General features: G+C 68.9%; 23 protein-coding genes. 9 read left to right on the top strand and 14 right to left on the bottom strand.

Annotation, left to right across the window (positions count from 1 at the left end; genetic code table 11):
- Nucleotides 1-407 precede the first annotated feature (407 nt).
- Nucleotides 408-836 carry a DUF7539 family protein gene (locus P2T62_RS08070; RefSeq protein WP_276260884.1) on the top strand — a complete coding sequence of 143 codons (429 nt, stop codon included), beginning with the start codon at nucleotides 408-410 and terminating at the stop codon, nucleotides 834-836.
- Between the two features lie 277 nt (nucleotides 837-1,113).
- Here P2T62_RS08070 and P2T62_RS08065 read toward each other — a convergent pair whose 3' ends face one another.
- Both P2T62_RS08065 and P2T62_RS08060 read right to left on the bottom strand, forming a co-directional pair.
- Complete coding sequence (locus P2T62_RS08065) at nucleotides 1,114-2,280, bottom strand: NAD(P)/FAD-dependent oxidoreductase (protein WP_276260883.1); 1,167 nt, start codon at nucleotides 2,278-2,280, stop codon at nucleotides 1,114-1,116.
- Between the two features lie 225 nt (nucleotides 2,281-2,505).
- Nucleotides 2,506-3,039 (bottom strand): HTH domain-containing protein, encoded by a 534-nt coding sequence (locus P2T62_RS08060; protein WP_276260882.1) that lies wholly within the window; start codon nucleotides 3,037-3,039, stop codon nucleotides 2,506-2,508.
- 163 nt (nucleotides 3,040-3,202) lie between these two features.
- On the opposite strand from P2T62_RS08060, the gene P2T62_RS08055 reads away from it, so the two are divergent.
- Nucleotides 3,203-4,120 carry an NAD-dependent epimerase/dehydratase family protein gene (locus P2T62_RS08055; protein ID WP_276260881.1) on the top strand — a complete coding sequence of 306 codons (918 nt, stop codon included), beginning with the start codon at nucleotides 3,203-3,205 and terminating at the stop codon, nucleotides 4,118-4,120.
- Nucleotides 4,121-4,157: 37 nt separating this feature from the next.
- Here the strand turns inward: P2T62_RS08055 and P2T62_RS08050 are convergent, their stop codons facing one another.
- Nucleotides 4,158-5,528 (bottom strand): DUF389 domain-containing protein, encoded by a 1,371-nt coding sequence (locus tag P2T62_RS08050; protein ID WP_276260880.1) that lies wholly within the window; start codon nucleotides 5,526-5,528, stop codon nucleotides 4,158-4,160.
- A gap of 145 nt (nucleotides 5,529-5,673) precedes the next feature.
- Between P2T62_RS08050 and rocF the strand changes: the two genes are divergently transcribed.
- Nucleotides 5,674-6,573, top strand: coding sequence for an arginase (gene rocF, locus P2T62_RS08045; protein WP_276260879.1), 900 nt, complete (start codon nucleotides 5,674-5,676; stop codon nucleotides 6,571-6,573).
- Here rocF and P2T62_RS08040 read toward each other — a convergent pair.
- Nucleotides 6,568-7,239: a class I SAM-dependent methyltransferase gene (locus P2T62_RS08040; RefSeq protein WP_276260878.1), complete on the bottom strand. Its 672-nt coding sequence runs from the start codon at nucleotides 7,237-7,239 to the stop codon at nucleotides 6,568-6,570. The genes rocF and P2T62_RS08040 overlap by 6 nt on opposite strands.
- Nucleotides 7,240-7,335: 96 nt before the next feature.
- Between P2T62_RS08040 and P2T62_RS08035 the strand changes: the two genes are divergently transcribed.
- Nucleotides 7,336-7,752 (top strand): hypothetical protein, encoded by a 417-nt coding sequence (locus P2T62_RS08035; protein WP_276260877.1) that lies wholly within the window; start codon nucleotides 7,336-7,338, stop codon nucleotides 7,750-7,752.
- Nucleotides 7,753-7,758: 6 nt separating this feature from the next.
- On the opposite strand, the gene gyrA is transcribed toward P2T62_RS08035, so the two are convergent.
- Both gyrA and gyrB read right to left on the bottom strand, forming a co-directional pair.
- Nucleotides 7,759-10,344 (bottom strand): DNA gyrase subunit A, encoded by a 2,586-nt coding sequence (gene gyrA / locus P2T62_RS08030; RefSeq protein WP_276260876.1) that lies wholly within the window; start codon nucleotides 10,342-10,344, stop codon nucleotides 7,759-7,761.
- Between the two features lie 84 nt (nucleotides 10,345-10,428).
- Nucleotides 10,429-12,345 (bottom strand): DNA topoisomerase (ATP-hydrolyzing) subunit B, encoded by a 1,917-nt coding sequence (gyrB, locus tag P2T62_RS08025; RefSeq protein WP_276260875.1) that lies wholly within the window; start codon nucleotides 12,343-12,345, stop codon nucleotides 10,429-10,431.
- A gap of 360 nt (nucleotides 12,346-12,705) precedes the next feature.
- On the opposite strand from gyrB, the gene P2T62_RS08020 reads away from it, so the two are divergent.
- Together P2T62_RS08020 and P2T62_RS08015 are read left to right on the top strand one after the other, a co-directional pair.
- Complete coding sequence (locus P2T62_RS08020) at nucleotides 12,706-15,144, top strand: DNA topoisomerase VI subunit B (protein WP_276260874.1); 2,439 nt, start codon at nucleotides 12,706-12,708, stop codon at nucleotides 15,142-15,144.
- 1 nt (nucleotide 15,145) lies between these two features.
- Complete coding sequence (locus tag P2T62_RS08015; protein ID WP_276260873.1) at nucleotides 15,146-16,261, top strand: DNA topoisomerase IV subunit A; 1,116 nt, start codon at nucleotides 15,146-15,148, stop codon at nucleotides 16,259-16,261.
- 31 nt (nucleotides 16,262-16,292) lie between these two features.
- Here the strand turns inward: P2T62_RS08015 and P2T62_RS08010 are convergent, their stop codons facing one another.
- Nucleotides 16,293-17,375 carry a GNAT family N-acetyltransferase gene (locus P2T62_RS08010; RefSeq protein WP_276260872.1) on the bottom strand — a complete coding sequence of 361 codons (1,083 nt, stop codon included), beginning with the start codon at nucleotides 17,373-17,375 and terminating at the stop codon, nucleotides 16,293-16,295.
- A 384-nt stretch (nucleotides 17,376-17,759) separates the two neighbouring features.
- Here P2T62_RS08010 and P2T62_RS08005 point away from each other — a divergent pair, with 384 nt between their 5' ends.
- Nucleotides 17,760-18,047, top strand: a complete 288-nt coding sequence (locus tag P2T62_RS08005; protein ID WP_276260871.1) for a hypothetical protein — start codon at nucleotides 17,760-17,762, stop codon at nucleotides 18,045-18,047.
- 1 nt (nucleotide 18,048) lies between these two features.
- Here the strand turns inward: P2T62_RS08005 and P2T62_RS08000 are convergent, their stop codons facing one another.
- The gene (locus P2T62_RS08000) at nucleotides 18,049-18,897 is read right to left on the bottom strand and encodes an MBL fold metallo-hydrolase (protein ID WP_276260870.1); all 849 of its coding nucleotides are present in this window, start codon (nucleotides 18,895-18,897) and stop codon (nucleotides 18,049-18,051) included.
- Nucleotides 18,898-19,061: 164 nt separating this feature from the next.
- Here P2T62_RS08000 and P2T62_RS07995 point away from each other — a divergent pair, with 164 nt between their 5' ends.
- Nucleotides 19,062-19,343 (top strand): hypothetical protein, encoded by a 282-nt coding sequence (locus tag P2T62_RS07995; RefSeq protein WP_276260869.1) that lies wholly within the window; start codon nucleotides 19,062-19,064, stop codon nucleotides 19,341-19,343.
- A gap of 196 nt (nucleotides 19,344-19,539) precedes the next feature.
- Here P2T62_RS07995 and psmB read toward each other — a convergent pair whose 3' ends face one another.
- The 5 genes from psmB to P2T62_RS07970 form a co-directional block, all read right to left on the bottom strand.
- Nucleotides 19,540-20,253, bottom strand: a complete 714-nt coding sequence (gene psmB / locus P2T62_RS07990; protein ID WP_420028418.1) for an archaeal proteasome endopeptidase complex subunit beta — start codon at nucleotides 20,251-20,253, stop codon at nucleotides 19,540-19,542.
- Between the two features lie 151 nt (nucleotides 20,254-20,404).
- Nucleotides 20,405-20,587, bottom strand: a complete 183-nt coding sequence (locus P2T62_RS07985) for a hypothetical protein (protein WP_276260868.1) — start codon at nucleotides 20,585-20,587, stop codon at nucleotides 20,405-20,407.
- A 273-nt stretch (nucleotides 20,588-20,860) separates the two neighbouring features.
- Nucleotides 20,861-22,003, bottom strand: a complete 1,143-nt coding sequence (locus P2T62_RS07980) for a sensor histidine kinase (RefSeq protein ID WP_276260867.1) — start codon at nucleotides 22,001-22,003, stop codon at nucleotides 20,861-20,863.
- 126 nt (nucleotides 22,004-22,129) lie between these two features.
- Entirely contained in the window at nucleotides 22,130-22,804 is a 675-nt protein-coding gene (locus tag P2T62_RS07975) for a zinc metalloprotease (protein ID WP_276260866.1), read from the bottom strand.
- Nucleotides 22,801-24,324, bottom strand: coding sequence for a TraB/GumN family protein (locus P2T62_RS07970; RefSeq protein ID WP_276260865.1), 1,524 nt, complete (start codon nucleotides 24,322-24,324; stop codon nucleotides 22,801-22,803). The genes P2T62_RS07975 and P2T62_RS07970 overlap by 4 nt, the downstream gene beginning before the upstream one ends.
- A 190-nt stretch (nucleotides 24,325-24,514) precedes the next feature.
- On the opposite strand from P2T62_RS07970, the gene P2T62_RS07965 reads away from it, so the two are divergent.
- Nucleotides 24,515-25,075: a response regulator gene (locus tag P2T62_RS07965; RefSeq protein ID WP_276260864.1), complete on the top strand. Its 561-nt coding sequence runs from the start codon at nucleotides 24,515-24,517 to the stop codon at nucleotides 25,073-25,075.
- A 31-nt stretch (nucleotides 25,076-25,106) separates the two neighbouring features.
- On the opposite strand, the gene P2T62_RS07960 is transcribed toward P2T62_RS07965, so the two are convergent.
- Nucleotides 25,107-25,475, bottom strand: a complete 369-nt coding sequence (locus P2T62_RS07960; protein WP_276260863.1) for a DUF555 domain-containing protein — start codon at nucleotides 25,473-25,475, stop codon at nucleotides 25,107-25,109.
- Nucleotides 25,476-25,607 lie beyond the last annotated feature (132 nt).

The following is a 25,607-nucleotide window of genomic DNA, read 5'->3' as shown; positions in this document are numbered from 1 at the left end:
CCCGTATTCTCGAGGACGAGCGTTCCCCCCGGATACTCGGGCTCTGGATTGCTACCCGGAAGGATTCCTGTGCAGCCGGATACTGATACGGCACCGAGACATCCCCGATAGCACGTAGATATCGCCGTCTCTGCATATCTATACCTCCGAACTAGCCGGCAAATGTCTTCAGCCATAGCGATTACTGTTCGTTGGGTATCTCTCACCGATTCAACCCGCCTCTCCCCCCGGGCTCGGATCTACCGAAGCCGCTGTGCTGTATAGAACCTCTGTATGCTGCACGCCGATCTGACAGAGTCTGAGAAGGCTCTATCGCTCGTGCTGAATACAACGCGCAAGTCGGTCAAAGCCCGACGTTCGGATTCACCGTGCGAATGTTGATTGACCTTGCCGCCCTTCAGAGGAGTATGGCCGAATTTCCAGACGAGAGACAGCTCGTGTTGCGTGCGAGAACACATATGGAAGAATGGACGAACCGTGCCCGAACGACCGCTTACGCTGAACTCTTCGAAGGTGACGAACCACTCCTTACCGAAGAGGAGGTTCGTCTCCTCGACGTACTCGATTCTGAACTAGAGAGGCGAGGAGGTGATGGTGTTTGGGGCACTGATCAGTACGGAATCCACACGGCCGGAACCTCCAGTTCAGATACTTCCCTCGGAGTGGTTTGTGTGTATCACCCACAGCTCACCAAAGACTCCGTCCTTCGTGGATTCGACGAACTCGATGACGAGACCGAAGAGCGGCTCAATGCAGCACTCTGGAGATATAGCGAGTACGTCGCGACACTCATCGAACAGAGCCTCGACGAGTTCATCCGTCAAACACAGACATAGTCGACGGCTGTAAGCTACTTGAGCGCACTCTCACTGAAGCATGTGCTAAAGACACCCTCTATATGTAGCAGGCTAGTGCTGTCAGCCGTTGAGGTCGTCGGGAGCCCCGGACCAGTTCAGTCCGTATCCCGCGCGACCGAAGGGAGCGCGGTTTCACCGCTCCGAGCGCCCGCAGGGCGCGAGGAGCGGCCTTTTTTCTGAACGTTTTTTGCGACGAGTGGCTCTCCGCAGCGCGAGCGGAGCGAGCGCGAGGAAGCCCGAGTCGGAAAAAGCTCGTTTACATATCGGGCCAGGCCTTCGCGGCTGCGACGGGCCCGGCCACGTCGTTGATCCAGCGGGCGGCGACGCCCTTCTTGAGCGTCTCGGCGAGCGGACCGCCGAACGTCTTCGAGACGGCCTTGATGCCCATCACGTTGTGCGCGACGGCGTCGTCGCCCACGGAGATGAGGGTGCCCTTGTCCTCGTAGCGCCACTCCTCGAGGGGCTGGCCGCGAATGGCCCGCGCCACGTTCTCGCCGACGACCTCTGCGGCCTGCCAGGCGGCCTGCGCGGTCGGCGGGGCGGGGTCGCCGCCCTGGTCGACCAGCGCGGCGTCACCGAGTGCGAAGACGCGCTCGTCGTCGGTCTGGAAGTCCGACGCCGCGTGGATGCGGTGCGAGCGCTCGTCCTGGTCGAGTTCGGTGTTCGCGGCCGGGTCGCGGCCCGTGATTCCGCCGGTCCAGAGCAGCACGTCGTAGTCCAGTTCCGTGTCGTCGCCGACGTAGACGGTGTCCTCGTCGACCTCGCCGATGAACTCGCCGGTCATGATGTTGACGTCGGCGTCCTCGAGCAGGTTGTGGAGCTTGGCCTGCACGACGGGGTCGTTGTTGGGGAAGACGTTGTCGAGGCCCTCGACGAGGTGGATGTCTATCGGGGCGCGGTGGCGGTCGCGGAACTCCGCGATCTCGCCGGCGGACTGGATGCCCGAGAGACCGGCGCCGCCGACGACGACCTGCGCGGGGTCGTTGCGCGAGGCCTCGCGGGCGGCCTCCTTGACCGCCTCGTGGATCTCGAGCGCGTCGTCGAGGCTCTTGAGCGTCAGCGAGTGCTCCTTCAGGCCGTCGATGCCGAAGAAGGCCGTCCGGGAGCCGAAGCCGACGACGAGGTAGTCGTAGCCGACGGTGGAGCCGTCCTCGAGGTGGACGGTCCGCTCGTCGGTCTCGACGTCGTCGACGCGCCCCTGGACGAAGCGGGTGGCCGACCCGGCGATCTCCTCGCAGTCGAAGGTGATCTTGTCCTGGACCGATGGGTCCCGGATGCAGCGGTGGGACTCGTGGAGAACGAGGTGGTGCGGGACGTCGGAGATCCACGTCACGTCGGCCTCGCCGTTCAGTTCGTCCTCGAGACTCATGACCGCGCCCGTGCCGGCGTAGCCGGAGCCGAGCACGACGACGTCCTCTGTCATGTCTGTCGGTCAGGTTGGGTCGGATACAAAGGTGTTGATTCGGCAACGCGAGGCCGTGTGACGCGGTAACGCGGCCGAATCCGCCTCGATAGAATGGGTGGTTGATACGTGTCGCATACGACGCCCGGCGATTACCGGAGGTAGTGGGCCGTCGCCCTCACGTCAGTCGGTTCCAGCCCGGGGCACTGACAGCGGCCGGGCAGCGACCAGGTCGGCCGCGCGGTGTCAGTGTGCGGGCTCCTCGGCGGGCGCCCGCATATCGTCGATGGTGATGATGAGCGTGTTGTTGGTGTCGTCCTTCCCCTCGAGGGTACCCCTGATGACGAGCTTCGAGAGCGGCGTCGGGCCGACCTGGATGGCGTCGCCCTCGTGGAACTCGGAGATGGAGCCCTGCATGCGGATCTCCGCGCGGCACAGTTCGGGGTGGTGGACGCTGGTGAGGTCGATCTCCTGGACGTTGGCACCCTCGACGGGCTCCTCGTCGTGGAAGAACGGCACGTCCGCGGCCTGGTCCATCTCCTCGATCTGGAGCGCCTCGTAGGCACCGGCCGTCGGTTTGTACCCGCCCTTCGGCCCGGGTACGCCCTCGACCAGCTGGAGGGCCTTGAGCGACTGCATCTGGTTGCGGATGGTGCCGGGGTTGCGGTCGACCCGGTCGGCGATGTCCTCCCCCTTGACGGCGGTCTCGGACTCGCGGTAGAGGTTGACGAGTTCCTGGAGAATCGCCTTCTGACTGGGGGTGAGCTCGATGGACGACATGATACTGGACAGTTCACCACCGTTTCGCATAAATCCGGTGGTGGAGCCTCCAGCGCCGGGGAGACCGTCACCATGCGGGCGAGCCACGCGGGGAACCGGAAACGCGGGAGCCGACCCGGAGCCGGACCGACACGCCTTTGCGGGGCGCAACGGCTTCCCCGGTATGAACGGCAAGCGTGTGCTGGTGACCGGGGGCGCGGGCTTCATCGGCTCGAACCTCGCCAACCGGCTGGCCGCCGAGAACGAGGTCATCGCGCTGGACGACGGCTACCTCGGGACGCCCGAGAACCTCGACGACGCGGTCGAGTTCGTCGAGGCCTCCGTGCTCGACGACGACCTCCCCACCGACGTCGACGTCGTCTTCCACCTCGCAGCGCTCTCCTCGTACTTCATGCACGAGGACGACCCCGCGAAGGGCGCCCGCGTCAACATCGAGGGCTTCGTCAACACCGTCGACCAGGCCCGCCAGGACGGCTGCGACCACGTCGTCTACGCGACCACCTCCTCCATCTACGGCGACCGGACCGAGCCCTCGCCCGAGGACATGGAGGTCACGGCACGGACGGGGTACGAGGCCTCCAAACTCGCCCGCGAGCGCTACGCCGAGTACTTCAACCACCACTACGGCCTCACCACCTGTGGCCTGCGCTTCTTCTCGGTCTACCAGGGCTTCGGCGGTGCGGAGGAACACAAGGGCGAGTACGCGAACCTCATCGCGCAGTTCGCGGACGCCATCGCCAACGGCGAGCGCCCGGAGATCTGGGGCGACGGTACCCAGACACGGGACTTCACCCACGTCGACGACATCGTCCGCGGCATCGAACTCGCCGCCGACCACGACCTGCAGGGCATCTACAACCTCGGTACCGGCGAGTCCTACTCGCTGAACGAGCTCGTCGAGCGCCTCAACGACGAACTCGGGACCGACATCGAACCCCGCTACGAGGAGAACCAGATCCCCGAGGACGTCTACGTCCACGACACGATGGCCGACCCCTCGAAGATGCAGGCGGCGACCGGCTGGGAGCCCGAGATCGACTTCGAGGAGGGGCTCGAACGGGTCTGCGCGCAGTATCAGTAACCGCGCAGGTTCCAGTGGCAGCCGGGGACGGCGGCCGTCACGAGCCGACAGCGCCACCCACCGATTCCCCGCCCGCCAGGAGCCGACCACGGCGGGGGGCGCTGGTCCGTACCGCCTGCTCCTCGACGAACTCGACCGAGAGGTCGACCGACACACCGGTCCGACGGGCGATGCGCTCGCCGAGGTCCTCGGCGAGCGTGGGGTAGCTCCGGTCCGCGGGGCGGCTGACCCGGACGGTGACACTGGTCGGCCGGTCCAGCAGCCCGAGGTCGGTGAACCCGACATCGACGGACCGCAGCGATATCTCCTCGTACGCCGGTCGCTCCAGCGTCTCCTGGACAGCACCGTTGACGCTGTTCTCCATCCCCACGTGCTCGACAACCGGGATGGCGGGGACGGAGACGACCAGCAGCAGGGCGAGGACCGTCCCCGCAGCCAGGAGTCGTCCACGCGCGGGCTCGCCGGCTTCGGCCGCCCCCTGCTCGTGGCCGTCACCGTCCGACGCCCCAGTGTGGTACCCCAGCGTCCGGAGGGTCGCGGCCCCGGCGAGGAGGATGGCGGCCGCATTGATGACCAACAGGACGGCCGCTCCGAGGGCGACGAGTGGGAGGCTCCAGACCAGGCCGATGCCGACGGCCGCGGCGGCCGGGACGACCGCGGCCGCGATGGCGACACCGACGAGCGAGAGCGGCAGGTCGGTTGCCAGCCCCAGCGCGGCCGCGGACCCGGCACACAGGCCCAGCAACAGCGAGAGGAAGCCCGGCGAGATGCGGGTGCTGATCTGCTCCACCGTCGAGACATCCAGTGCCGGCGAGACGACACTGGTCTCGTGCAGGAACAGGCCGAACGCCGTGGCCGCGACCGTCGCGACGAGGAGCCCCAGGGCGAGCGACTCCACCCCGTCGCGGATCATCCGGCGCTCCCCGAGGACGATGCCGGTCGATGCGGTGATGGCCGCGCCGACCTGTGGTGCGATGGCCATCGACCCGATGACGACCGCCGGGGAATTCAGGAGGATGCCCGCCGTCGCCACGAGTGCGCTCAGGACCGTCATGGAGTAGTAGGTCCGGCGGTCGGGGAGGAGCGAGCGGGCCGTCGCCCGTATCTCCTCCCCCGAGACGCTGTCGGTCTCGGCGTCGCTCTCGACGTACTCGGCCTCCAGCTCATCGAACCGTTCGGTGCGGGCCATCTCCGCACTGGCGACGACAGTGTACTCCGAGTCTCCGAGGCCTGCCTCGTCGAGCGTCTCGAGGACGGTGTCCACCGCCTGCACCGGAAGCGGGAACTCGACGACGACGGCGTCCCCGTCGTGCTCGTCGACGGCCACGAAGTCGATACCCTCCTCGTCGAGGACCCGGGCGAGCGCCTCGCGGTCCTCGACATCGACCAGGAGGCGAACCAGACGCATGTGCCCGGACCCAGCGGAGCGGCCCATGTAGTTATGCATTGCCTCGACGGCTGCAGCGCCGGACTAGCCCCCACGTACCGGCGCCCGAGAGCACGCGATGTCTGTGACCCCCGCGCCTAAGGGACCGACCGATGAACCCGGGCACATGAACGTTCGACTCATCGGCGTCCCGATGGACCTCGGTGCCGACCGGCGTGGCGTCGACATGGGGCCCTCGGCCATCCGCTACGCCGGGCTCGCCGACGCCATCGAGGGCGTCGACCACCGCTGCACCGACCACGGCGACCTGCCGGTCCCCGGGCCGGAGACCCGTGACCGGACCGGCGGGCAGTACGGCGACCGGGCGAAGTTCCTCGACGAGACCCGCGAGGTCTGTTCGGCACTGGCCGACGAGGTCGCGGCCACCGTCGCCGACGGTCGGCTCCCCCTCGTGCTCGGCGGCGACCACTCCATCGCCATCGGCTCGATGGCGGGCGCGGCCCGTGACCACGACCTCGGCGTCGTCTGGTTCGACGCCCACGGCGATTTCAACACCCCCTCGACCTCGCCCTCGGGCAACGTCCACGGGATGAGCCTGGCCGCCACGCTCGGACTGGACGAGTTCGCCGACCACGACTGGGCCCACACCGACATCGACCCCGAGAACGTCGCACTCGTCGGCGTCCGCTCGCTCGACGACGCCGAGCGCGAGGCCATCGTCGACGCCGGCGTGTCGGTCTACACGATGAGCGATATCGACGAGCGGGGCCTCCCCGAGGTCGCCGAGGACGCCCTCGCCGTCGCCACCGACGGGACCGACGGCGTCCACGTCTCGCTCGACATGGACTTCCTCGATCCGAACGAGGCGCCCGGGGTCGGGACCCCCGTGCGGGGCGGGGTCACCTACCGCGAGGCCCACGCCGCCATGGAGGAGGTCGCGGACCACCGCGAGGGGCTCGTCTCGCTGGAGGTGGTGGAGGTCAACCCCATCCTCGACGACCACAACCGGACCGCCGAACTCGGCGTCGAACTCGTCGCGAGCGCGCTGGGCGAACGCATCCTATAGCGATTCCGGCACCCGCACCGTCGCCACGAACGCCGTCCCGCCGTTGTGGCAGTCCACGTCGACACGGTCGGCGCCGAACGCGGCCCGGAGGTCGGTCGGCAGGTGCCGGTCCGGGTACCAGTTCGTCGCGAGCGCCGACACCCGGTTGACGAGCGGGTTGAAGACGCGAATCGGGCCGGACTGGTACGGCTGCGCGTCGAGGACGACGACCCGCCCCCCAGGGCGGACGACGCGCCTGAGCTCCTGGATGGCCGCCAGGTGGTCCGGGATGGCCGAGAGCGAGAGCGTACACAGGGCCGCGTCCATCGCGTCGTCCGGGAGCGGCAGGGCCCCGGCGTCGGCGCGGGCGACGCGGAGGCTCTCATCCCCGGCCTCGTGGGCCCGCTGGAGCGCGGCCACGGCCATCCCGCGCGAGTGGTCGAGGCCGACGACGGTACCACCGGAGCCCACCGCCTCGACCAGCAGCGGAAAGTTCGGGCCCGTTCCACACGCGAGGTCCAGCACGCGGTCCCCCCGCTCGAGACCGAGTCGGTCGACGGCCATCCGGCGGAGGGACCGGTACCGCCCGAAGAACGCGGCCGTGGCGAACAGGTCGAACAGCCCCGGATGCCGGCTCCACCAGTCGTACACGCGGTCGGCGTGCGACTGGGACTGGACGTCGGTCACGGTCGGAATGGGTCCCCACCAGGCATGGCGCTGACGGTCCCGACACCGGCGACCGCGGGGGCCAGCGTTTTGGGGTGTGAGGCCCTGGAGGTAGCTGTGACCGACGCTGTCGGAACGGACGGCGGCGACGGCGGGCCGGGAGCCGCGCTCGTGGGCGCCGCCGGCGTCCTGGTCGCCGTACTGGTGGCGCTCATCGCCGCGCTCCTCGTGGGCGGCGAGGTCGGTGCGCTTCTGGCCATCGGCGCGCTGACGCTGCTCTTCGCCGCCGTCGGGACCGGCCTGTTCCTCATCGCTCGCGAGGTCGGGTCGCAGGCCGACGACCCCGAGGAGGTCGAGCGGCGGATGGCCGAGAGCCTCGGCCTCAGCGAGGAGCGCACGCAGCTCCGCGTCGACCGCGTGGCCGGCGAGGCCGAGATGGCACCCAGCCAGGAGGCCCTCGACGAGCGGTACGAGACCGCGGACGAGGCCCGGGAGGCGCTGGACGAGCGGTTCTTCGAGGACGGCGAGGAGTAGACCGGGTTACTCGGCGTCGGTCGATTCGGCGTCGGAGGCGGAATCGGTAGCGTCGGCGGCTTCCTCGCCCGTCTCGACCGTCTCGTCGGATTCGGCGTCGGGGTCGTTGTCGACCGCCGGGATGGTGTCGACGCTGGCGACCCAGTCGTCCTCGTCGAGGCGCATCACGACGACACCCATCGTGTTGCGGCCCTGCATCGACACCTCGTCGACGTGGGTCCGCATGATCTGACCGCTCTCGCTCATGATAACGAGGCCGTCGTCGTCGGTGACGGCGTTCACGGCGACGACGTGCCCGTTGCGTTCGTTCGTCTTGATGTCGATGAGGCCCTTGCCGTAGCGGGATTGCCGGCGGTACTCCGAGAGGCGCGTGCGCTTGCCGTACCCCTGCCGGGTGACGGTCAGCAGGGCGCGCTCGTCCTCGTCGTGGGTCGCGACGAGCCCGGCCACCTCGTCGTCGTCCTGCAGTTTGATGCCATTGACACCGCGTGCGGTCCGGCCCATCGCACGGGCCTCGTCCTCGTCGAAGCGGATGGTCATGCCCTGGCGGCTGGCGATGACGAGGTCCATCTCGCCGTCGGTCACCTCCACGTCGGCGAGGCTGTCGCCCTCCTCCAGTTTGATGGCACGGATGCCGCCGGAGTGGACGTTCTCGAACTTGCCGACGCCGGTCCGCTTCACGTAGCCGTTCCGCGTGACCATCGCGAGGAAGTCCTCCTCGTCGAGGTCGGCGACGTCGACGACGGCGTTGATCTCCTCGTCGCCGTCGAGGTCCAGCACCTGCTGGGCCGAGGTCCCGCGGGCCGTGCGGCCCATCTCGGGGATCTCGTAGGTCTTCAGCCGGTAGACCTGCCCCTTGCTCGTGAAGCAGAGCAGGTAGTCGTGCGTGTTGGCCTCGAACACCGTCGCGACGCGGTCGCCGTCCTTCGGGCGGACGCCGATGATGCCCTTCCCGCCGCGGTGCTGCGGGTCGAACTCGTCGAGCGGCATCCGCTTGACGTAGTCCTCCTCGGTGACGACGACGACCACGTCCTCCTCGGGGATGAGGTCCTCGCGCGTGACCGAGCCCACGTCCTCCATGAAGCCGGTCCGGCGCTCGTCGTCGTACTTCTCCTTCATCTCCTCCAGTTCCTCCGTCACGACGCGGTCAAGTTCGGCCTGCGAGCCGAGGATGGTCTCCAGGCGCTCGATCTCGGCCTGGACCTCCTCGTACTCGGTCTCCACGTCGGCGGCCTCCATCGAGGTGAGCGACCCCAGCTGCATCCGGACGATGTGCTCGGCCTGGGCCTCGCTGAGCGTGAACCCGAGCGCGTCCTCGTCGGTCTGGAGCGCCTCGATGGCCGCCGCCCGGTCCTCACTGTTCCGGATGAGTTCGACGACCTCGTCGACGTTCTCCAGGGCCTGCAGTCGGCCCTCGAGGATGTGCGCGCGGTCCTCGGCCTCCGCGAGTTCGAACTCGGAGCGCCGGCGCACGACCTCGCGGCGGTGGTCGACGTACTCCTCGAGCAGCTGCTTGAGGTCGAGTCGCTTCGGCTGGCCGTCCACGAGGGCGACGCAGTTGACGCCGAACGTCGTCTCGAGGTGGCGCTCGACCAGCTGGTTCTCGACGACCTCCGTGTTCGCGCCGCGCTTCAGCTCGATGACGACCCGGACCCCGTCGCGGTCGGACTCGTCGCGGATGTCCGTGATGCCCTCGATCTTCCCGTCGTTGACGTCGTCGGCGATACGCTCGATGCGCCGGGCCTTGTTCTCCTGGTACGGGAACGCCGTGATGACGATGCGGTCCTTGCCACCCTCGTTGTGTTCGACCTCGTACTCCGCGCGGACCCGGACCCGGCCCTTGCCGGTCGTGTAGGCGTCGTAGACGCCCTCCTTCCCGACGATGCGTGCGCCGGTCGGGAAGTCGGGGCCCTTGATGGGACCGTCGGACTCCTTCGTCGCGATGAGGTCCGCGACCGGGCAGTCCGGGTTCTCGATGACCTGGATGCAGGCGTCGATTACCTCGCCGAGGTTGTGCGGCGGGATGTTCGTGCTCATCCCGACGGCGATGCCGGAGGCACCGTTCAGGAGGAGGTTCGGGAGCGCCGCGGGCAGGACCGCCGGTTCCTGCAGGCGGTCGTCGTAGTTGGCCTCGAAGTCGACGGTGTCCTTCTCGATGTCGGCCAGCATCTCCTCGGCCAGCGGCGCCATCCGCGCCTCCGTGTACCGCATCGCCGCGGGCGGGTCGCCGTCGATGCTCCCGAAGTTCCCCTGCCCGTCGACGAGCGGGTAGCGCAGCGAGAAGTCCTGGGCCATCCGCGCCAGCGCGTCGTAGATGGCGCTGTCCCCGTGCGGGTGGTAGTTACCCATCGTCTCCCCGACCACGTTCGAGGACTTCCGGTGGCCCGAATTGGACGTGACGCCCATCTCGTGCAGCGCGTAGAGGATGCGCCGCTGGACGGGCTTGAGGCCGTCACGGGCGTCGGGCAGCGCACGCCCGACGATGACGCTCATCGCGTAGTCGATGTACGACTGCTCCATCTCGTCCTCGACGCGGACGCTCTCGACCCGCTCTGCGACCTCGTCGGGGAGGTCGGGGACGTCCGAACTCATCGGTCGGCCCCCGCCGTCGGTTCCGCACCGGACTGCGACGTAATGCTGTTAGTTTCCATGTTGTGTATCAGATACTGGAATCGTTCAGATATCGACCCATTCCGCGTCTTCCGCGTGGTCCTTGATGAACTGCTTTCGCGGCTCGACCGCGTCGCCCATCAGGACCGAGAACATCCGGTCGGCGGTCGCCGCGTCCTCGATGTTGATCTGCTTGAGGATGCGGTTCTCCGGGTTCATCGTCGTGTCCCAGAGCTGTTCGGGGTTCATCTCGCCGAGGCCCTTGAACCGCTGGACCTGGTCGGGCGAGCCGTCACAGACCTCCTCGACGATGCGGTCCCGCTCGGCCTCGGTCATGGCGTCGTAGGTGTCGCCGCGGTAGCGGACCCGGTAGAGGGGCGGCTGGGCCGCGTAGACGTAGCCACGCTCCAGCAGTTCGGGCATATGCCGGTAGAGGAAGGTCAGCATCAGCGTCCGGATGTGGGCGCCGTCCACGTCGGCGTCCGTCATGATGATGATCTTGTGGTAGCGACAGTCCTCGATGTCGAACTCGTCGCCGATGCCGGTGCCGACGGCGGTGATGAGGTTCCGGATCTGGTCGTTCTCGAGGATGCGGTCCAGCCGGTGCTTCTCGACGTTGAGGATCTTCCCGCGCAGGGGGAGGACGGCCTGGAACTCCGGGTTCCGGCCCTGTTTCGCGGAGCCGCCCGCGGAGTCGCCCTCCACGACGAACAGCTCCGCCTGCTCCGGGTCCCGGCTCTGACAGTCCGCCAGTTTCCCGGGCAGCGACGTGGAGTCGAGCGCGGACTTCCGGCGGGTGAGCTCCTCGGCCTTCTTCGCGGCCATCCGCGCCTTCGCGGCCTCGACCGCCTTCGAGACGATGGCCTCGGCGGTGTCGGGGTGCTCCTCGAGGTAGGCCGAGAGCTTCTCGTGGACGATGCCCTCCACGATGCCCCGGACCTCGCCGTTGCCGAGTTTCGTCTTCGTCTGCCCCTCGAACTGCGGGTCGGGGTGCTTGATGGAGAGGACCGCGGTGAGCCCCTCGCGGATGTCCTCACCCTTCAGGGTGCCGTCGATATCCTTCAGCAGCCCTTGCGAGGTGGCGTAGTCGTTGACCACCCGGGTCAGGGCGGTCTTGAACCCGGTCATGTGGGTGCCGCCCTCGCGGGTGTTGATGTTGTTCGCGAACGCGTGGATGGAGCCCTGAACGCCCGCGGTCGCCTGGATGGCGATCTCGACCTGCACCTGGCCGTCGTCGCTCTCGCCGCTCCCCTCGATGAAGAGGACGTCCTCGTGGAGCACGTCGCGCGTCTCGTTGAGGTACTCGACGAACTCCTTGATACCGCCCTCGTACGCGAAGGTCTCCCCCTCCCCGGAGCGCTCGTCCTCGATGGTGATGGCGACGCCGGGGTTGAGGAAGGCGAGCTCTCGCAGGCGCGAGGCCAGCGTGGAGTAGGCGAAGTCCAGGGTCTCGAAGATGTCGTCGTCCGGCCAGAACCGGATGGTCGTCCCCGTCTCCTCGTCGGGCTCCATATCGCGGACCCGCTCGAGTTCCTGGTCTGGGTCGCCGTGGTCGAAGCGGTGCCGGTAGACGCCGCCGTCGCGCTTGACCTCGACCTCCAGCCACTTCGAGAGCGCGTTCACGACGGAGACGCCGACGCCGTGGAGGCCGCCGGAGACCTGGTAGGAGTCCTTGTCGAACTTCCCCCCGGCGTGGAGCACCGTCATCACGACCTCGACCGCCGACTTGCCGGACTCGTGCTCGCCGACGGGGATGCCGCGGCCGTCGTCGCTGACGCTCACCGACCCGTCCTCGTGGACCGTCACCTCGATGGTGTCGCAGTAGCCCGCGAGGGCCTCGTCGATGGAGTTGTCGACGACCTCGTAGACGAGATGGTGGAGGCCACGCGCGTCGGTGGAGCCGATGTACATGGCGGGCCGCTTCCGGACCGCCTCCAGCCCCTCGAGGGTCTGGATGTTGTCCTCGCTGTAACCCTGTGACATCTATCTACCGGAGGTAGTGGGCTTTCGGATTTAAACCCCCCGCACGCGCGCGCGAATGCGCAGGCGGTGTCGGGTGAATACTATTTGGCGGAACACGAGCCTTTGTTCGTGGTTCCCGGGAGCACGGCGAAGGTGGTCGCGGGGCCGGAGTGTCCGTCCCCCGCGTGAGGCCCCTCCCGGACCCGCCTCCCGGCCCTGCCGAGCCGCTCGCGAACCCCCGTCAGGTGGTCGCCCGGCTTCCGGCCACCCCGGCACCGACGCCTGCGACCGACGGACGGCAGCCGGCCGTCGGACACACGCGTTCCACTTCCACCGCGGTAGCGGGCAGGTTTTACCTTCCGGGGCGATACGGACCCGGTAATGACCTCGTTCCAGTCGGAGCTCGGTGGCGGCGGGGGTGGCGACGGCGGCGACGGCGACGGGATCGCCGAGGAGCTCGCCGGGGAGCAGCGGGCCATCTCCATCGCCGAGTTCTTCGAGAAGAACAAGCATATGCTCGGGTTCGACTCGGGCGCACGGGGACTCGTCACGGCCGTCAAGGAGGCCGTGGACAACGCCCTCGACGCGACCGAGGAGGCCGGCATCCTCCCCGACATCTACGTCGAGATCGAGGAGGCCGACGACTACTACCGCCTCGTCGTCGAGGACAACGGGCCGGGCATCACGCGCGAGCAGGTCCCGAAGATCTTCGGCAAGCTCCTGTACGGCTCCCGGTTCGGCAAGCGCGAGCAGAACCGCGGCCAGCAGGGGATCGGCATCTCCGCCGCCGTGATGCACTCGCAGCTCACCTCGGGCAAGCCCGCGAAGATCACCTCCAAACCCCGTGGCGGGGAGGCCCGCTTCTTCGAGCTCATCGTCGACACGGACGCCAACGAGCCGGAGATCGACACCGACGAGCCGACCACCTGGGAGCGCCCGCACGGCACCCGCATCGAGCTGGAGATGGAGGGGAACATGCGCGCCCGCCAGCAGCTCCACGACTACATCGAGCACACGGCGGTCGTCAACCCACACGCCCGCATCGAGCTCCGGGAGCCGGGGCTGGACGAGCCGCTGAAGTTCGAGCGCGCGACCGATCAACTGCCGGCGGAGACGGAGGAGATCAAGCCCCACCCGCACGGCGTGGAACTGGGGACGCTGAAGAAGATGCTGGCGGCGACGGACTCGTACTCCATCAGCGGCTTCCTGCAGGGTGAGTTCACGCGCGTCGGTGCCACCACCGCCACGAACGTCGTCGACGCCTTCCGGGACAGGCAGTTCGGACGCGAGATGACCTGGCGCGTCCCCGGGACGACCGACGACGCGGATGTCGTCGGCGCCGTCGTCGACGCGACCGCCAACAAGGGCGCCGAGGCGACCGAGGCGTTCGCCGAGGGGGTGGCCGACGCGCTCGACGATCACGAGCACGTCGGCTACGGGGACGTGGCGGACGCGGTCGACAGCGCCGCCGAGGACGTGGAGGCCGAGTACGACGTCCGCCTCGGCTCGACGGTGCGCGAGAACGCCGTCGCCGCCGCGTGGGGCGAGGTGACGACGACCCGCGGGTCGGACTGCTACCGGCTCGTGGACGAGGCGACGACGACCCGGAAGGACGACGCCGCGGTGGACGGGCTGGCCCGGCGCATCGCCGACCGCTTCGCCGACGCCGACATGGACGAGCCCGGCGTCGGTGACGGCGCCCGGGACCGCGTGACCCGGGACACGCTCTCCGGGTGGGTCGCCTGGGCCGCCCAGCGCACCGCCGAGCGCGACGACGAGACCTTCGGCGAGACCGCACAGGAGAACGTCCTCGAGTCGTTCTGGGAGCGGGCCCGGACCGTCGACGAGGAGCCGCCGAAGGTGTCGGCGCTCGCCGACGACCGCGACGCCATCGCGCGGCTGCTGGAGGCGATGCGCGAGACGGACATCCTCTCCCCGCCGACCGACTGCCTGGCGCCCATCACGGAGGAACTCGTGGAGGCGGGGCTGCGAAAGGAGTACGACGCGGACTTCTTCGCGGCCTGCACGCGCGACGCCGAGGTCCACGGCGGCGACCCGTTCATCGTCGAGGCGGGCATCGCCTACGGCGGCGACCTCGAATCCGAGGGGAGCGTCGACATCCTCCGGTTCGCCAACCGCGTCCCGCTGGTCTACCAGCGCGGCGCCTGCGCGACGGTCGACGTCATCAAGAACATCAACTGGCGCAACTACAATCTCGACCAGCCGGGCGGGAGCGGCATCCCCAACGGCCCCGCGGTGCTGATGGTCCACGTCGCCTCGACGAACGTCCCGTTCACGAGCGAGTCGAAGGACGCCGTCGCCAACGTGCCCGCCATCGAGGACGAGATCGAACTCGCGCTCCGGGAGGCCGCCCGCGAGCTGAAGACCTACCTCAACAAGCAGCAGTCCCTGCGCGAGCGTCGGCAGAAGCGGGACACGCTGGCCGAGATCCTCCCGGAGATGGCCGACAAGCTCACCGAGGTCACCGGCCGCGAGCCGCTGGATATCGAGGACTCGCTGGCCCGCATCATGAACAACGTCCTCGTCGAGCGGCGCCGGGAGAACGGCCACGTCTCGCTCGTCGTCGAGAACAACGACGACACGGGCGTCGAGCCCGAGATCACGGACATCTGCTCGGTCGACCCCGGGGAGGTGGAGGGTGCCAGCGTCGTCGAGATGGACGGGGAGTGGTTCGTCCGCTGGAACCCCTCCGTTCCCGGCGGTGAGACCGCCGAGCTGGTCTACGACGTCGGCGACGACGCCGAGTTCGACGTCGCGGTCGAGGGCATCGAGGACGAGAAGCTGACCACCAACGCCTGACATGAGTACCGACAACACCGAGGCCGACACGGAGCCGAACAGCGAGCGCGCACGCCAGGAGCTCATCGAACTCGCGGGCGAGTTCTACGACCAGTTCGCCGACGGGGACGTCCCGCGGATGCGCATCCCCACCCGGACGAAGAGCAACATCGAGTACTCCGAGGAGGAGGGGGTCTGGGTGCTGGGCGACCGCCAGACCACCCGGACGGCGAAGACGAAGGCCGGGGCCCAGAAGCTGCTGAAGGCCATCTACACCATCGAGTTCCTCGCCCAGCAGCTCGAGGAGGACCGCTCGTCGACCCTGCGTGAACTGTACTACCTCAGCGAGTCCTGGGACAACGAGTTCGCCCAGTTCAACGACCAGGACGACTCCAACGGCCTGGTCGAGGACCTGGAGGTCGTCTCGGGGGTCACCCGCGAGGACTTCCACATGCGGCCCGAGGAGTCCGGCGCGACGCTGATGGGCCCGCTCCTCCTGCGCGAGCAGACCCGCCGGGGCGAGCGCGAGATCCACTGCCAGGAGGACGTCGGGGAGGGCGGCTACCAGATCCCCAACAACCCCGACACCATCGAGTTCCTCGAGAACGACGCGGAGTTCATCCTCTGTGTCGAGACCGGCGGGATGCGCGACCGGCTCGTCGAGAACGGCTTCGACGAGGAGTACGGCTGCATCGTCGTCCACCTCAAGGGCCAGCCGGCGCGAGCGACCCGGCGCATCACCAAGCGGCTCCACGACGAACTCGACCTCCCGGTCGTGGTCTTCACCGACGGCGACCCGTGGTCGTACCGCATCTACGGCTCGGTCGCGTACGGCTCCATCAAGTCCGCCCACCTCTCGGAGTACCTGGCGACGCCGGCGGCGCAGTTCGTCGGCATCCGTCCGCAGGACATCGTCGACTACGACCTGCCGACGGACCCGCTGGCCGACTCGGACATCAACGCGCTCGAGTCGGAGCTGGAGGACCCACGCTTCCAGTCGGAGTTCTGGCGCGAGCAGATCGAGCTCCAGCTCGACATCGGCAAGAAGGCCGAGCAGCAGGCGCTCGCCTCGCGTGGCCTGGACTTCGTCACCGAGACGTACCTGCCCGAGCGACTGACCGAGATGGGCATCTTCTGAGGGCGTCCCCGCCCGTCGACACGGCCGAGGGTCAGGACGTGTCGCGGTCGCCGAGCGAGAGCCGCCAGTTCTCCGGCACCCGGACATCCAACCCGGCGGCCGTCCAGTCCGTCCCGTTCGGCGTCCGGACGATCAGTGGCCGCTCGCTCGCCAGCGGGCCGAGCAACCGCCGGCCGAGGAAGCCGAACGAGGAGAGGAGCCCCGCCGGGAGCGGGTCGGCCGGCGCCGCAATCAGCCGGGCGTCGTCGTGCTCGGCGACGATGGTCGCGAGCAGGGCCCGCCAGGCCTCGGGCGGTCCCCCGGCCAGCGGGACCGCGTCCGCGAGCTGGGTGGTCCGCGCCCCGTCCCGTTCCCGCGTGCCGACGACCGCCCCGGCGACGGGACTGCCTCCCTCCCGGGCCACGTAGGCCGTGTACTCCCACCGCGGGTTCCCGAAGCGCCAGCCGTAGTGGGACTCGTCGCGGACGGTGTGTATCTCGGCGGGAACCCGCTGGCGGTAGAGCGACGCGAGCACGTCGGCCGGGATGTCGTCGAACCGGGCGACGGAGAACCCCGGTGGCTGCCTCCAGCGCCGGTCGCGGAGCGCGAGCACGCCGCGGGCCACCGCGGTCACTGCCCGGCCGACGATGGCGAGTCCGGGCAGGGACGCCCGCGCCGCGAGAAACGACCCGGGGTCCTGCACCCGGTAGTGGGCGGGTTCGGTCCCGAGGCGGTCGTAGCCGGTCGCCAGCCACCCGGGGAGGGCCGCGTCGTTCGGGTACCCGAACAGGACCGTCCGGTCCTGTCCCCGGAGCCGCTCGTTGACGGTCGCCGACAGCCGCGAGAAGATGCCCTGCCGACGGTGGTCGGGGTGGACCATCAGGTCGCCGGGAACCCGCCCGGTCAGGGACCGGCCCCGGGCCCGCATCCGGAGCACGAAGAAGGGCATCGCGCCCACGAGTCGCCCGTCCCGCTCCGCGACGACGATCGGGGGTGCCTCGACGTTCGGGTTCCGCTCGTACTTCCAGGCGAACCACTCGTCGGCATCCGGGTGGCCGAACACCGTCTCGTACAGCGAGAGGAACCCCTCGCGGTCATCGGGGTCGTAGGGCCGGATGGTCGCTGTCGCGGGCACGACACCGGCCCACGTGGCAGCCCGTCATTGTTATCTCCAACTTACCGGCTCGTGTGGGCGGGCGTACCGGCAGCCGCCGTGTTGGGTGGCTGTCGGTGGGACAGCTAGGGGAGGGCTGTGTCGGATGGTTTGTGGGCGATGATACTGGATACATCCTGGAAGGGCCCTGGCCGCTCGACTTCCGTCAGAGCAAGCTCAGACGACTTCTCGCTCGCTTCGCTCGCGAGAACGGCCGGACTCGGCGGAGATTTCAACAGCACTCCGTCGATGCTGTTCTCACCGAGGGAATCGCGACAGACACACACGCGTCCCAGCGACAGAAGACAGGCTCGTATCGCCGCGGGGACGCCAACCCTTTTCGCCGGGCCACCCCTCTACGCGGTCGTGCCGGAGGAGTGGATCTGCACGAACTGCGAGCGCACCTACCACGAGCCGCCCGACCAGTGCGCCATCTGCCGGAACGAGGTCGTCATCCCGCGCGACGACTACGAGGCGCGGTTCGGGGGGCTGGAGGGGCGGCTCGAACGCGCCCGCGGACGGCTGCTGGAGCCGATGGCGAGCGACCGGAGTCTCGTCACCGACAGCCGGTTCGTGCGGGTCACCTTCCTCGCCATCGCGGTGCTGGCGGTGCTCATCGCGGTCGTCCTCCTCGTCGGCGCGTTGCTCGCGTAGCTCAGAACAGGTCGGCGGGCCAGGCCTCCGAGAGGACGACCGGGACGCCGGCCTCGGCCACGTCGGCGGCGAACGCGCGGGAATCCGTCCTCAGCGCCTCGAACGTGTTGTAGTGGACCGGCAGCACCAGGTCCGGGTCCATCGCGGCGGCCAGCTCGGCCGCGGCGTGGCGGTCCATCGTGAACGATCCGCCGATGGGCGGGCAGAACAGGCTCACGTCAAGCTCCGCGTGGCCCTCCAGCACGTCGGTATCGCCGGGCCAGAAGACCCGCACGCCCCCATCGGGTGTGGCGTCCGGCCCCGTCCGGGCGGGCGAGGGGAGCGTGAGGTGGAAGCCGCAGCCGAACCCCTCCGGGTGGAACGGGTCACCGGATGCGTCGACGTGCGGCCCGTCGGCGTGGTTGAACGCGGCCGTCGTCCGGACGACGACCTCGCCGACCGCGATGTCGGCCTCGTCGTCGACGCGCCGCACCTCGTGGGGCAGGTCGACCGGGCGCTCCACGTCACGGTCGATGCGGTGGGTGTTCACGCCGTCGAAGACGACGACCGTCGCGTCCGCGCTCGCGACCCGGCGGATGGCCGCGGGGTCGTAGTGGTGGTCGTGGGTCACGCAGACGAGGTCGCCGTCGCGTGGCTCGATGGCGGGACCGGCAGGGTGGTGGTCGGGGTCGCCGGCCGCGCCGTCCGGCGGCCACTCGCCCGAGAGCACGCCGTAGCGGCCCGGGTCACAGTAGACGACCGTGCTGGAGTCGGCGCTCTCGATTCCCGGTGCCGCGCCGGGCGCGGGCGTCTCCAGTCGGAGCGTGGCGTACCCGAGCCAGTCGGCCCGGATGCCGTCGTGGCGGACCATACCGCCGGTAGCGGCGGCGCCCCCCTGAACATTCTGGCACCGACCGATGCCGAGACCGCCAGTGGACGGCCGTTCTCAGGGTCGGAAAACGCGCTCGGGTTCTTATGTCGTCTTGGCTGGAAGCCCGAGATACGAGACACCGGCGGCACCGCCGCCACGACACCATGGTCAGCGACGACGAACTCCAGCGACACGTCAGGCAGATGGAGACGAAGCGCTCCTCCCGGTCACGGGACGTCCCGACGGTCGGAACGACCGACGGACCGGTCGAGGAGCGTGTGGACGAGCTCCAGAGTGCCGCCCGCGAGACACACGCCGAACTCGCCCGGCGCATCCAGCGCGTCGACGACGCCAAAGCCGAGGACGCACGCGTCGAGCGACTGGTCGACCGCATGGACGACATCGAGGAGCGACTCGCTGCCATCGAGTCGGAGCTGACCGACTGACGACCGACCGTCGGCCGAGGTCGTTCCACTCGCTGCATCCGAAGCTATTCATCTGAAGCGGGAACAGCAGCCAGATTCCCCACTCACTCCGGCTGCACCGGAATATCGACAACGATCGGAGAGAGAACCGACCCGGGGACCTCGGAAGGCGAGCGCCGTCCCGTGGTCGGGAGCGCGCCCGCTCGGTCAGGGGCCGCTACAGGACCTCGTCGAAGTCCTTGTGACCGTTGATGTCGACCCCCTCCTCGGTGACCTCGGCGAGGAAGACACCGTTACCGGAGCCGGTGTCGCGCTCGACGGCGGCCTTGACACCGCTGGCGGCGACGGACTTGGCCTCCTCCAGCGAGAGGTCGTCGGTGTACTCGCGCTCGAGGGTGCCGTACGCGACCGTGAGGCCGGAGCCGGTGACCGTGTAGTCGTCCTCCATGACGCCGCCGGCGGGGTCGATGGAGTAGACGTGGTGGCCGTCGTCGTCGACGCCGCCGAGGATGGGATTGATGGCGAAGAACGGGCCGCCACGGGCGAAGTTGCCGGCGAGCGTCGCGAGGGCCTCGATGTTCATGTCCTCGCCGCGGCGGGCCTCGTAGAGGTTGACCTCGGCACGGAGCGAGCGGATGAACGACTGGGCGCCACCGACGGAGCCGACGAGCGTGAGCGCACCGGTCGGGTGGATCTGCTCGACCTTCTGGACGTTCTTGTTGGAGACGAAGCGACCGCCCAGCGACGCGCGCATATCCGTCGCGATGACGACGCCGTCGTCCGTCGCGATGCCGATGGTGGTCGTCCCGGTCGTGTTGACCTTCTCGGCGTCCTTCTCGGAGACGTCGGGGAGCTGACCCAGCTCGGGCTCGTACACCGCGGACTCCATGCCGTCACCGATGCTCGGGGCGGAGAACTCGTTCTGACGCATTGGGCCGGGGTACACTCGTCGCGTGCATAAAGGCACCCCTTCGGGCACCGAGCCTGCCGGACCGGAGGCCATCTCGACGGGGGAGCGTGGCTGCTGCTCGGAACGTGAAACGGTCGAGAAAGCGGTTCACCGGGCCGGTCGTGGGGCCAGTTCAGGCGTGCGTCCCGTGGGCCGCGTTCTCGTAGGCGGCGCCGAGCCGCTCGATGACACGGTCCATCGGCATCCGGAGCCCGGCACGCCGGGCCGCGAGCGCGAGCGGGAACAGCAGGATGCCGAGCAGGATGCTGAACTGGTAGAGGGCGAGCAGCGTTGCGCGGTACGCCGTATCGATCATCGTCGTCTGCTCGACTGCTCCGGGTGTATATAAGCTTTCTCACCGGACGTGCGCAGCCGACACCGCCGCAGTCATGCGGTTTTGGCGGTCTGTAACGGTCGTGCCTGCCGGCGGTGGCGACCCCTCCGCGACGGCCGAACGAGTCGCTTCAGCGACGGGCGGCGTTCTCGTAAGTTATGCGGATATTTCCAGTACCGTGCCGTGACGTGCGCGGCAGCTCACGGGGGCGAACGGCCGGATCTCGCGCGGAGGAGTGCACTCGGCGAGGGACGGTCACCCGTCCGACAGCGGGAGTTCCACCTCGAACCGGGCGCCGCGGGGCTCGCTGTCCGCGGCCGTCACCTCGCCCCCGTACCGGTCGACCAGCGTGTCCACCAGGTAGAGGCCGAGCCCCTGGCCGACGCTGCCGTCGTCCTGTTCGCCCGGGCCGAAGTACGCCTCCTTGTACTCGTCCGGGATGCCGGGCCCGTCGTCGGCGACCGTGACGACCGCGACCCCCCTCTCGGGCACCGAGCGCAGCGACACCTCGACGTGGGGCTCCTCGCGGTCGTTGTGGTCGACGGCGTTGGCCAGCAGGTTCTCGAAGACGGCCGGGAGCAGGTCGTCGGCGGTGACGGCCACGTCGGGCTCGATGTCGGTCTCGTAGGTCGCTGCCGGGTAGGCTCCCGAGGCCGTCTCGACCTTCTCGCGGAGCATGGCCGAGAGCGATACCGGGCCACACGACACGTCGCCGGAGACCGACCGGGCGAGCACCCGCACGTTGTCGACCAGTTCGACGATATCCTCGCCCCGGTCGTCGATGTGCTCGAGCGCGCTCGCGACGGCCTCGCGGTCGGGGTCCTCGCTGTCGAGTTCCTCCTCGACGAGTTCCGCACTCGCGAGGACAACCTGCATCCCGTTGAGGACGTTGTGACGCAGGAGTTCGTTGACGAACTCCAGGGTGTCACGCTGGCGCTGGACCTGCTCCTGGTTCCACATCGACTGGACCGTCGAGATACCGATGAGGAGCCCGGCGATACCGCCCCCGCCGGCCGCGAGGAGCAGTTCCTCGACGACGGTCACCTCGGCGAGGGCGCGGCCCTCCGACAGCTGTGAGCTCTGCAGCAGCGCGACGATGGCGACGATGCCCGCGAGGCCGACGACCGTCCAGAGCCCGGCCCACCAGAGCTGGCGGGAGTCGAACTGGCTGCTCGCGAGCCAGTACCCGGCGTACACCAGGACGACCGAGAACCCGCCGAGCAGGACGACCTCCAGCACGCTCAGGATGAACCCCGGCGACCCGACCGGCGACGTGGTGACCGACAGTGCCCGGAAGACGATGACGTACCAGAGCGACAGACCAGCGAGTACCACCCCCACACCACTGACGAACCACGACCCGCCGCCCCGTTCGACCGCCTCTCGGACGCTGCCCACACTCATTTCAGTTGATTGGAACGTTCGAGTGGCTACTACTTCGCTCTACTGGCCACTCGACCGGGTGCCGGGTCGTCTGTGTCAGCCAACCAGAGTTTCCGTCCGCGGGCGGGAGCCGTCCGGTGCTCAGATGGGGAAGCCGACGTAGAGGACGCTCGCGACGGCGACGCCTGCACACAGCAGGAAACTCGCGGCGAACCCCACCTTGCTCCAGCGCAGCACCTTCCGACCGTCCAGCGGGCCGAAGGGGATCATGTTGAACCCCGCCAGAACCGCGTTCAGGGTCACACCGAGCTGGCCGGCCCGGGCGAGGAACCCACCGTCGACGAGGAGGAAGACGGGGAGGAACAGCGCCGCCAGGACGACGTTCGTCAGCGGCCCGGCGACCGCGATGCCGGCGCTCTCGCGGGGGGTGATGCGCCCGCTGTGGTAGACCGCGCCCGGAGCGGCGAACAGGAAGCCCACGAGCGCCGCCGCCAGCGCCAGCCCCAGCATCGTGTAGTCGGCGCGGAACTCCGCGACCTGGCCGAACCGGATGGCGACGACCTTGTGTGCGAGCTCGTGCAGCAGGAACCCCACGCCCGCGGTCAGCAGCGACAGCGCGAGGAGTTCCACGAACAGGCCCGTACCGAGGAGGCTCACGAGTCCGGCGGGGCCGAGCCCGCGCCCGGAGGTGACAAGCAGGAACAGGGTGAACGCCACCCCGAGCGCCAGCCAGGCGATGACGAGGTCACGCGTCTCCCGGGCGCTGAACGAGACGCCGCCACCGCCACCGGGGGCGGTTCTCGTACTCCGGCTCACAGCAGTCCCCCCACGAGGAGATCGACGCTGTTGCGCGCCCCGGCGATCATCAGCCGGACGATCTCGTCGGTCCCGCCGATCTCGGCGAACAGGTACGGGATGAGCACCGTGGCGAACAGGACACTCCCCACGAAGGAACCGATGTTGGTCGCGGCGACGATGACGATGAGCCGGAACAGCGGCACGTCGAGCATCTTCCCGACGAGCTGGGGGATGGGCGTCTCCGTGTCGTCGAGCAGCTCGTTCAGCTCACCGATGTCGGCGACGTTGACGGTCAGGTAGCGGAGTTCGACGTAGCCGGCGAACCAGCCCGGCGCGAGCAGCGGGTTGACGGAGGTGAGCCAGGCGACCGCGCCGCCGACGGTCGCGCTGGGCCAATGTGCGCCCGCGAGCTTCGCGAGGCCGAACGAGAGCAGGCCGTTGACGAGGAACCACGCGGCGAACAGGCGGACGAGCAGGCCGCTCGACGCGCCCGGGACGCCGGTGTAGGCGGCGACCGCCAGCAGGGCGAAGAAGACCAGAAAGCCCAGGGTGAACAGGTAGCCGAAGATCCGGTACGGGGAGAACCGCGAGGACTGCTGCCGACCGACGAGGTCCTCCATCGGCGGCAGCGTCCCCGGGTTGTCGAGGTAGCGCTCGATACCCTGCTGGTGACCGGCACCGACGACCGCGACGACCCTGTTGCCCGCGTCCCGTAGCCGGACGAGTTCGTGGGCGATGTAGGCGTCGCGCTCGTCGATGAGCGCCTCCGCACCACCGGGCGAGAACCGGCGGAACTCCTCCATCATCGCCGTCACGACGTCCGTGTCGGTCAGCTCCGCGGGGTCGAACTCCTCGATGTCCTCACCCTCCTCGGGCGCGGTGAGGCGGAGCGCGATACCGAGCAGCGCCGCGACGCCGAGGGCCACGAACGCACCGGCCAGCGCGGCATCGACGACGCCCGCGAACGGGGTCCCAGCCGGGACCAGCGGCGCGCCGCCGACCGCGCCCGCGACGAGGCCGGCGAACAGTCCGACCGTCACGCCGATGCCCATCCCGACGGCGAAGGGGTCGGCCACCCCGAACGCGAGGCCGCCGAGCAGCCTGAGCTTCTCCAGGCCGGAGAGCCGGGCCCAGAACCGCTGGATGGTCACCTGGATGTCCCGGTCCACCAGGGCGACGTCGATGCCGAGCGCCTCGCTGGTCTCGACCGCGGCGAGCATCTCCGCGCCCGGGCGGACGTCGAACCGGTCGCCCAGCCGGGTCTGGACGTACGAGAGCATCCAGTACGCCAGGAACTGGAAGACGGTGTTCCCCTCGAGCAGGTCGGCCGCGTCGAGGTCGTCCGGCGTCTCGCCCTTCAGCTGGCGGAAGCGGCCCTCGTCGAGTTCGACGGCCACCACGTCGGGCTGCTCGGCCTCGATGACGCGCTCGACCTCGTCGACGCTCTCCTGGGAGACGTGCGCGGTCCCGACCACGCGGACGCTCCCGGCGTGCTCATCGGCGTCGCCGGCGTCGTCGGCGACGGCCCCGTCAGTCATGCCCTCAGTTCGCGAGGCGAGCCGCTTACACCTGTCGGAGTCGGCGCCCGGACGGCCCGGATCGGGACCGTCGCCGGTGACCGATTCACGCACCGCGAAACCGAGAGAAGGCTTTAATGTCGCCGATACACGATTCAAACCCAATGCAAACTCTCGTTCGAGGGACCTGTGGTGGAGGGATCGCCGTTCGATGACCACGGTACTCATCGTCGACGACGAGCCCAACGTCGTCGAGGCCTACGCGCTCTGGCTGAAGGACGAGTACGACATCCGGACCGCCGAGGGCGGTGAGGAGGCGCTCGAGGAGATCGACGAGGACATCGACGTGGTCCTGCTGGACCGTCGGATGCCGAAGCGCTCGGGCGACGAGGTGCTGGAGGCCATCCACGAGCGCGGGCTGGACCCACGGGTGGCGATGGTGACGGCCGTCGACCCGGACTTCGACATCGTGGACATGTCGTTCGACGCCTACCTCACGAAGCCGGTGACGAAGGACGACCTCGTCGAGACGGTCGAGCAGCTGCGTTCGCTCGAACAGTACGAGTCGGGCGTCCGCGAGCAGTTCGCGCTCGCCGAGAAGCGGGCGGTCCTGGAGACGGAGATGAGCGAGGCGGAACTCGCCGAGAGCGAGGAGTACCAGGCGCTCCTCGAGGACCTCGAGCGTATCGACGACGAGACCGTCGACCGCGCGGGCGAACTGGACCACGATGCCTTCGCGGCGGCCGTCCGCAACCTGGTCGACGAGGAGTAGAATCGGATGCCGGGGGGCGTTCCTCCGGGCCTCAGGCCGCCGTGTCGTCCTCGTCCTCCTCCGTCTCGACGACCTCGATGACCTTCAGGGGGACGTTGCGGAGCGCGCCGCCGACCTCGCTGGTGGCGATGCGGCTGGCGTGTTCCTCGGATTCGGCGTCGAAGATCTCCATCTCCATCGCCAGCCCCACCAGCGCCGTGTCGGCCGCGACGAAGACCGAATCGAGCGTCTCCCGGCAGGCCGGGCAGGTGGTCGCGCCGACGTTCATGTCGACGTACTCCAGGTCCGCCTCGTTGAGTCGCTTGCCGGCCTCGCTGATGGCGACGCCGATGGCGTCGTTCGAGTCCTCGACATCGCGCACGAGCCACGCGGCCTCCATCCGGACGTAGTAGTTGCTCATACCCGGGGATGTGGGACGACTCGGGAATTGGCTTGCGGTTCGCAGGTCCCGGCGGGCGGGCTGAGCGTGGACGACGCGACAAAGATCGAACAAGAGCCACAATCGAGATACGACAGGTATTCCTCGATCACC

Source organism: Haloglomus litoreum, assembly GCF_029338515.1.
Taxonomy (GTDB): Archaea; Halobacteriota; Halobacteria; order Halobacteriales; family Haloarculaceae; genus Haloglomus; species Haloglomus litoreum.
Note: the sequence above shows the minus strand (reverse complement) of the source record. Positions and strands in the feature narration are given on the sequence as shown.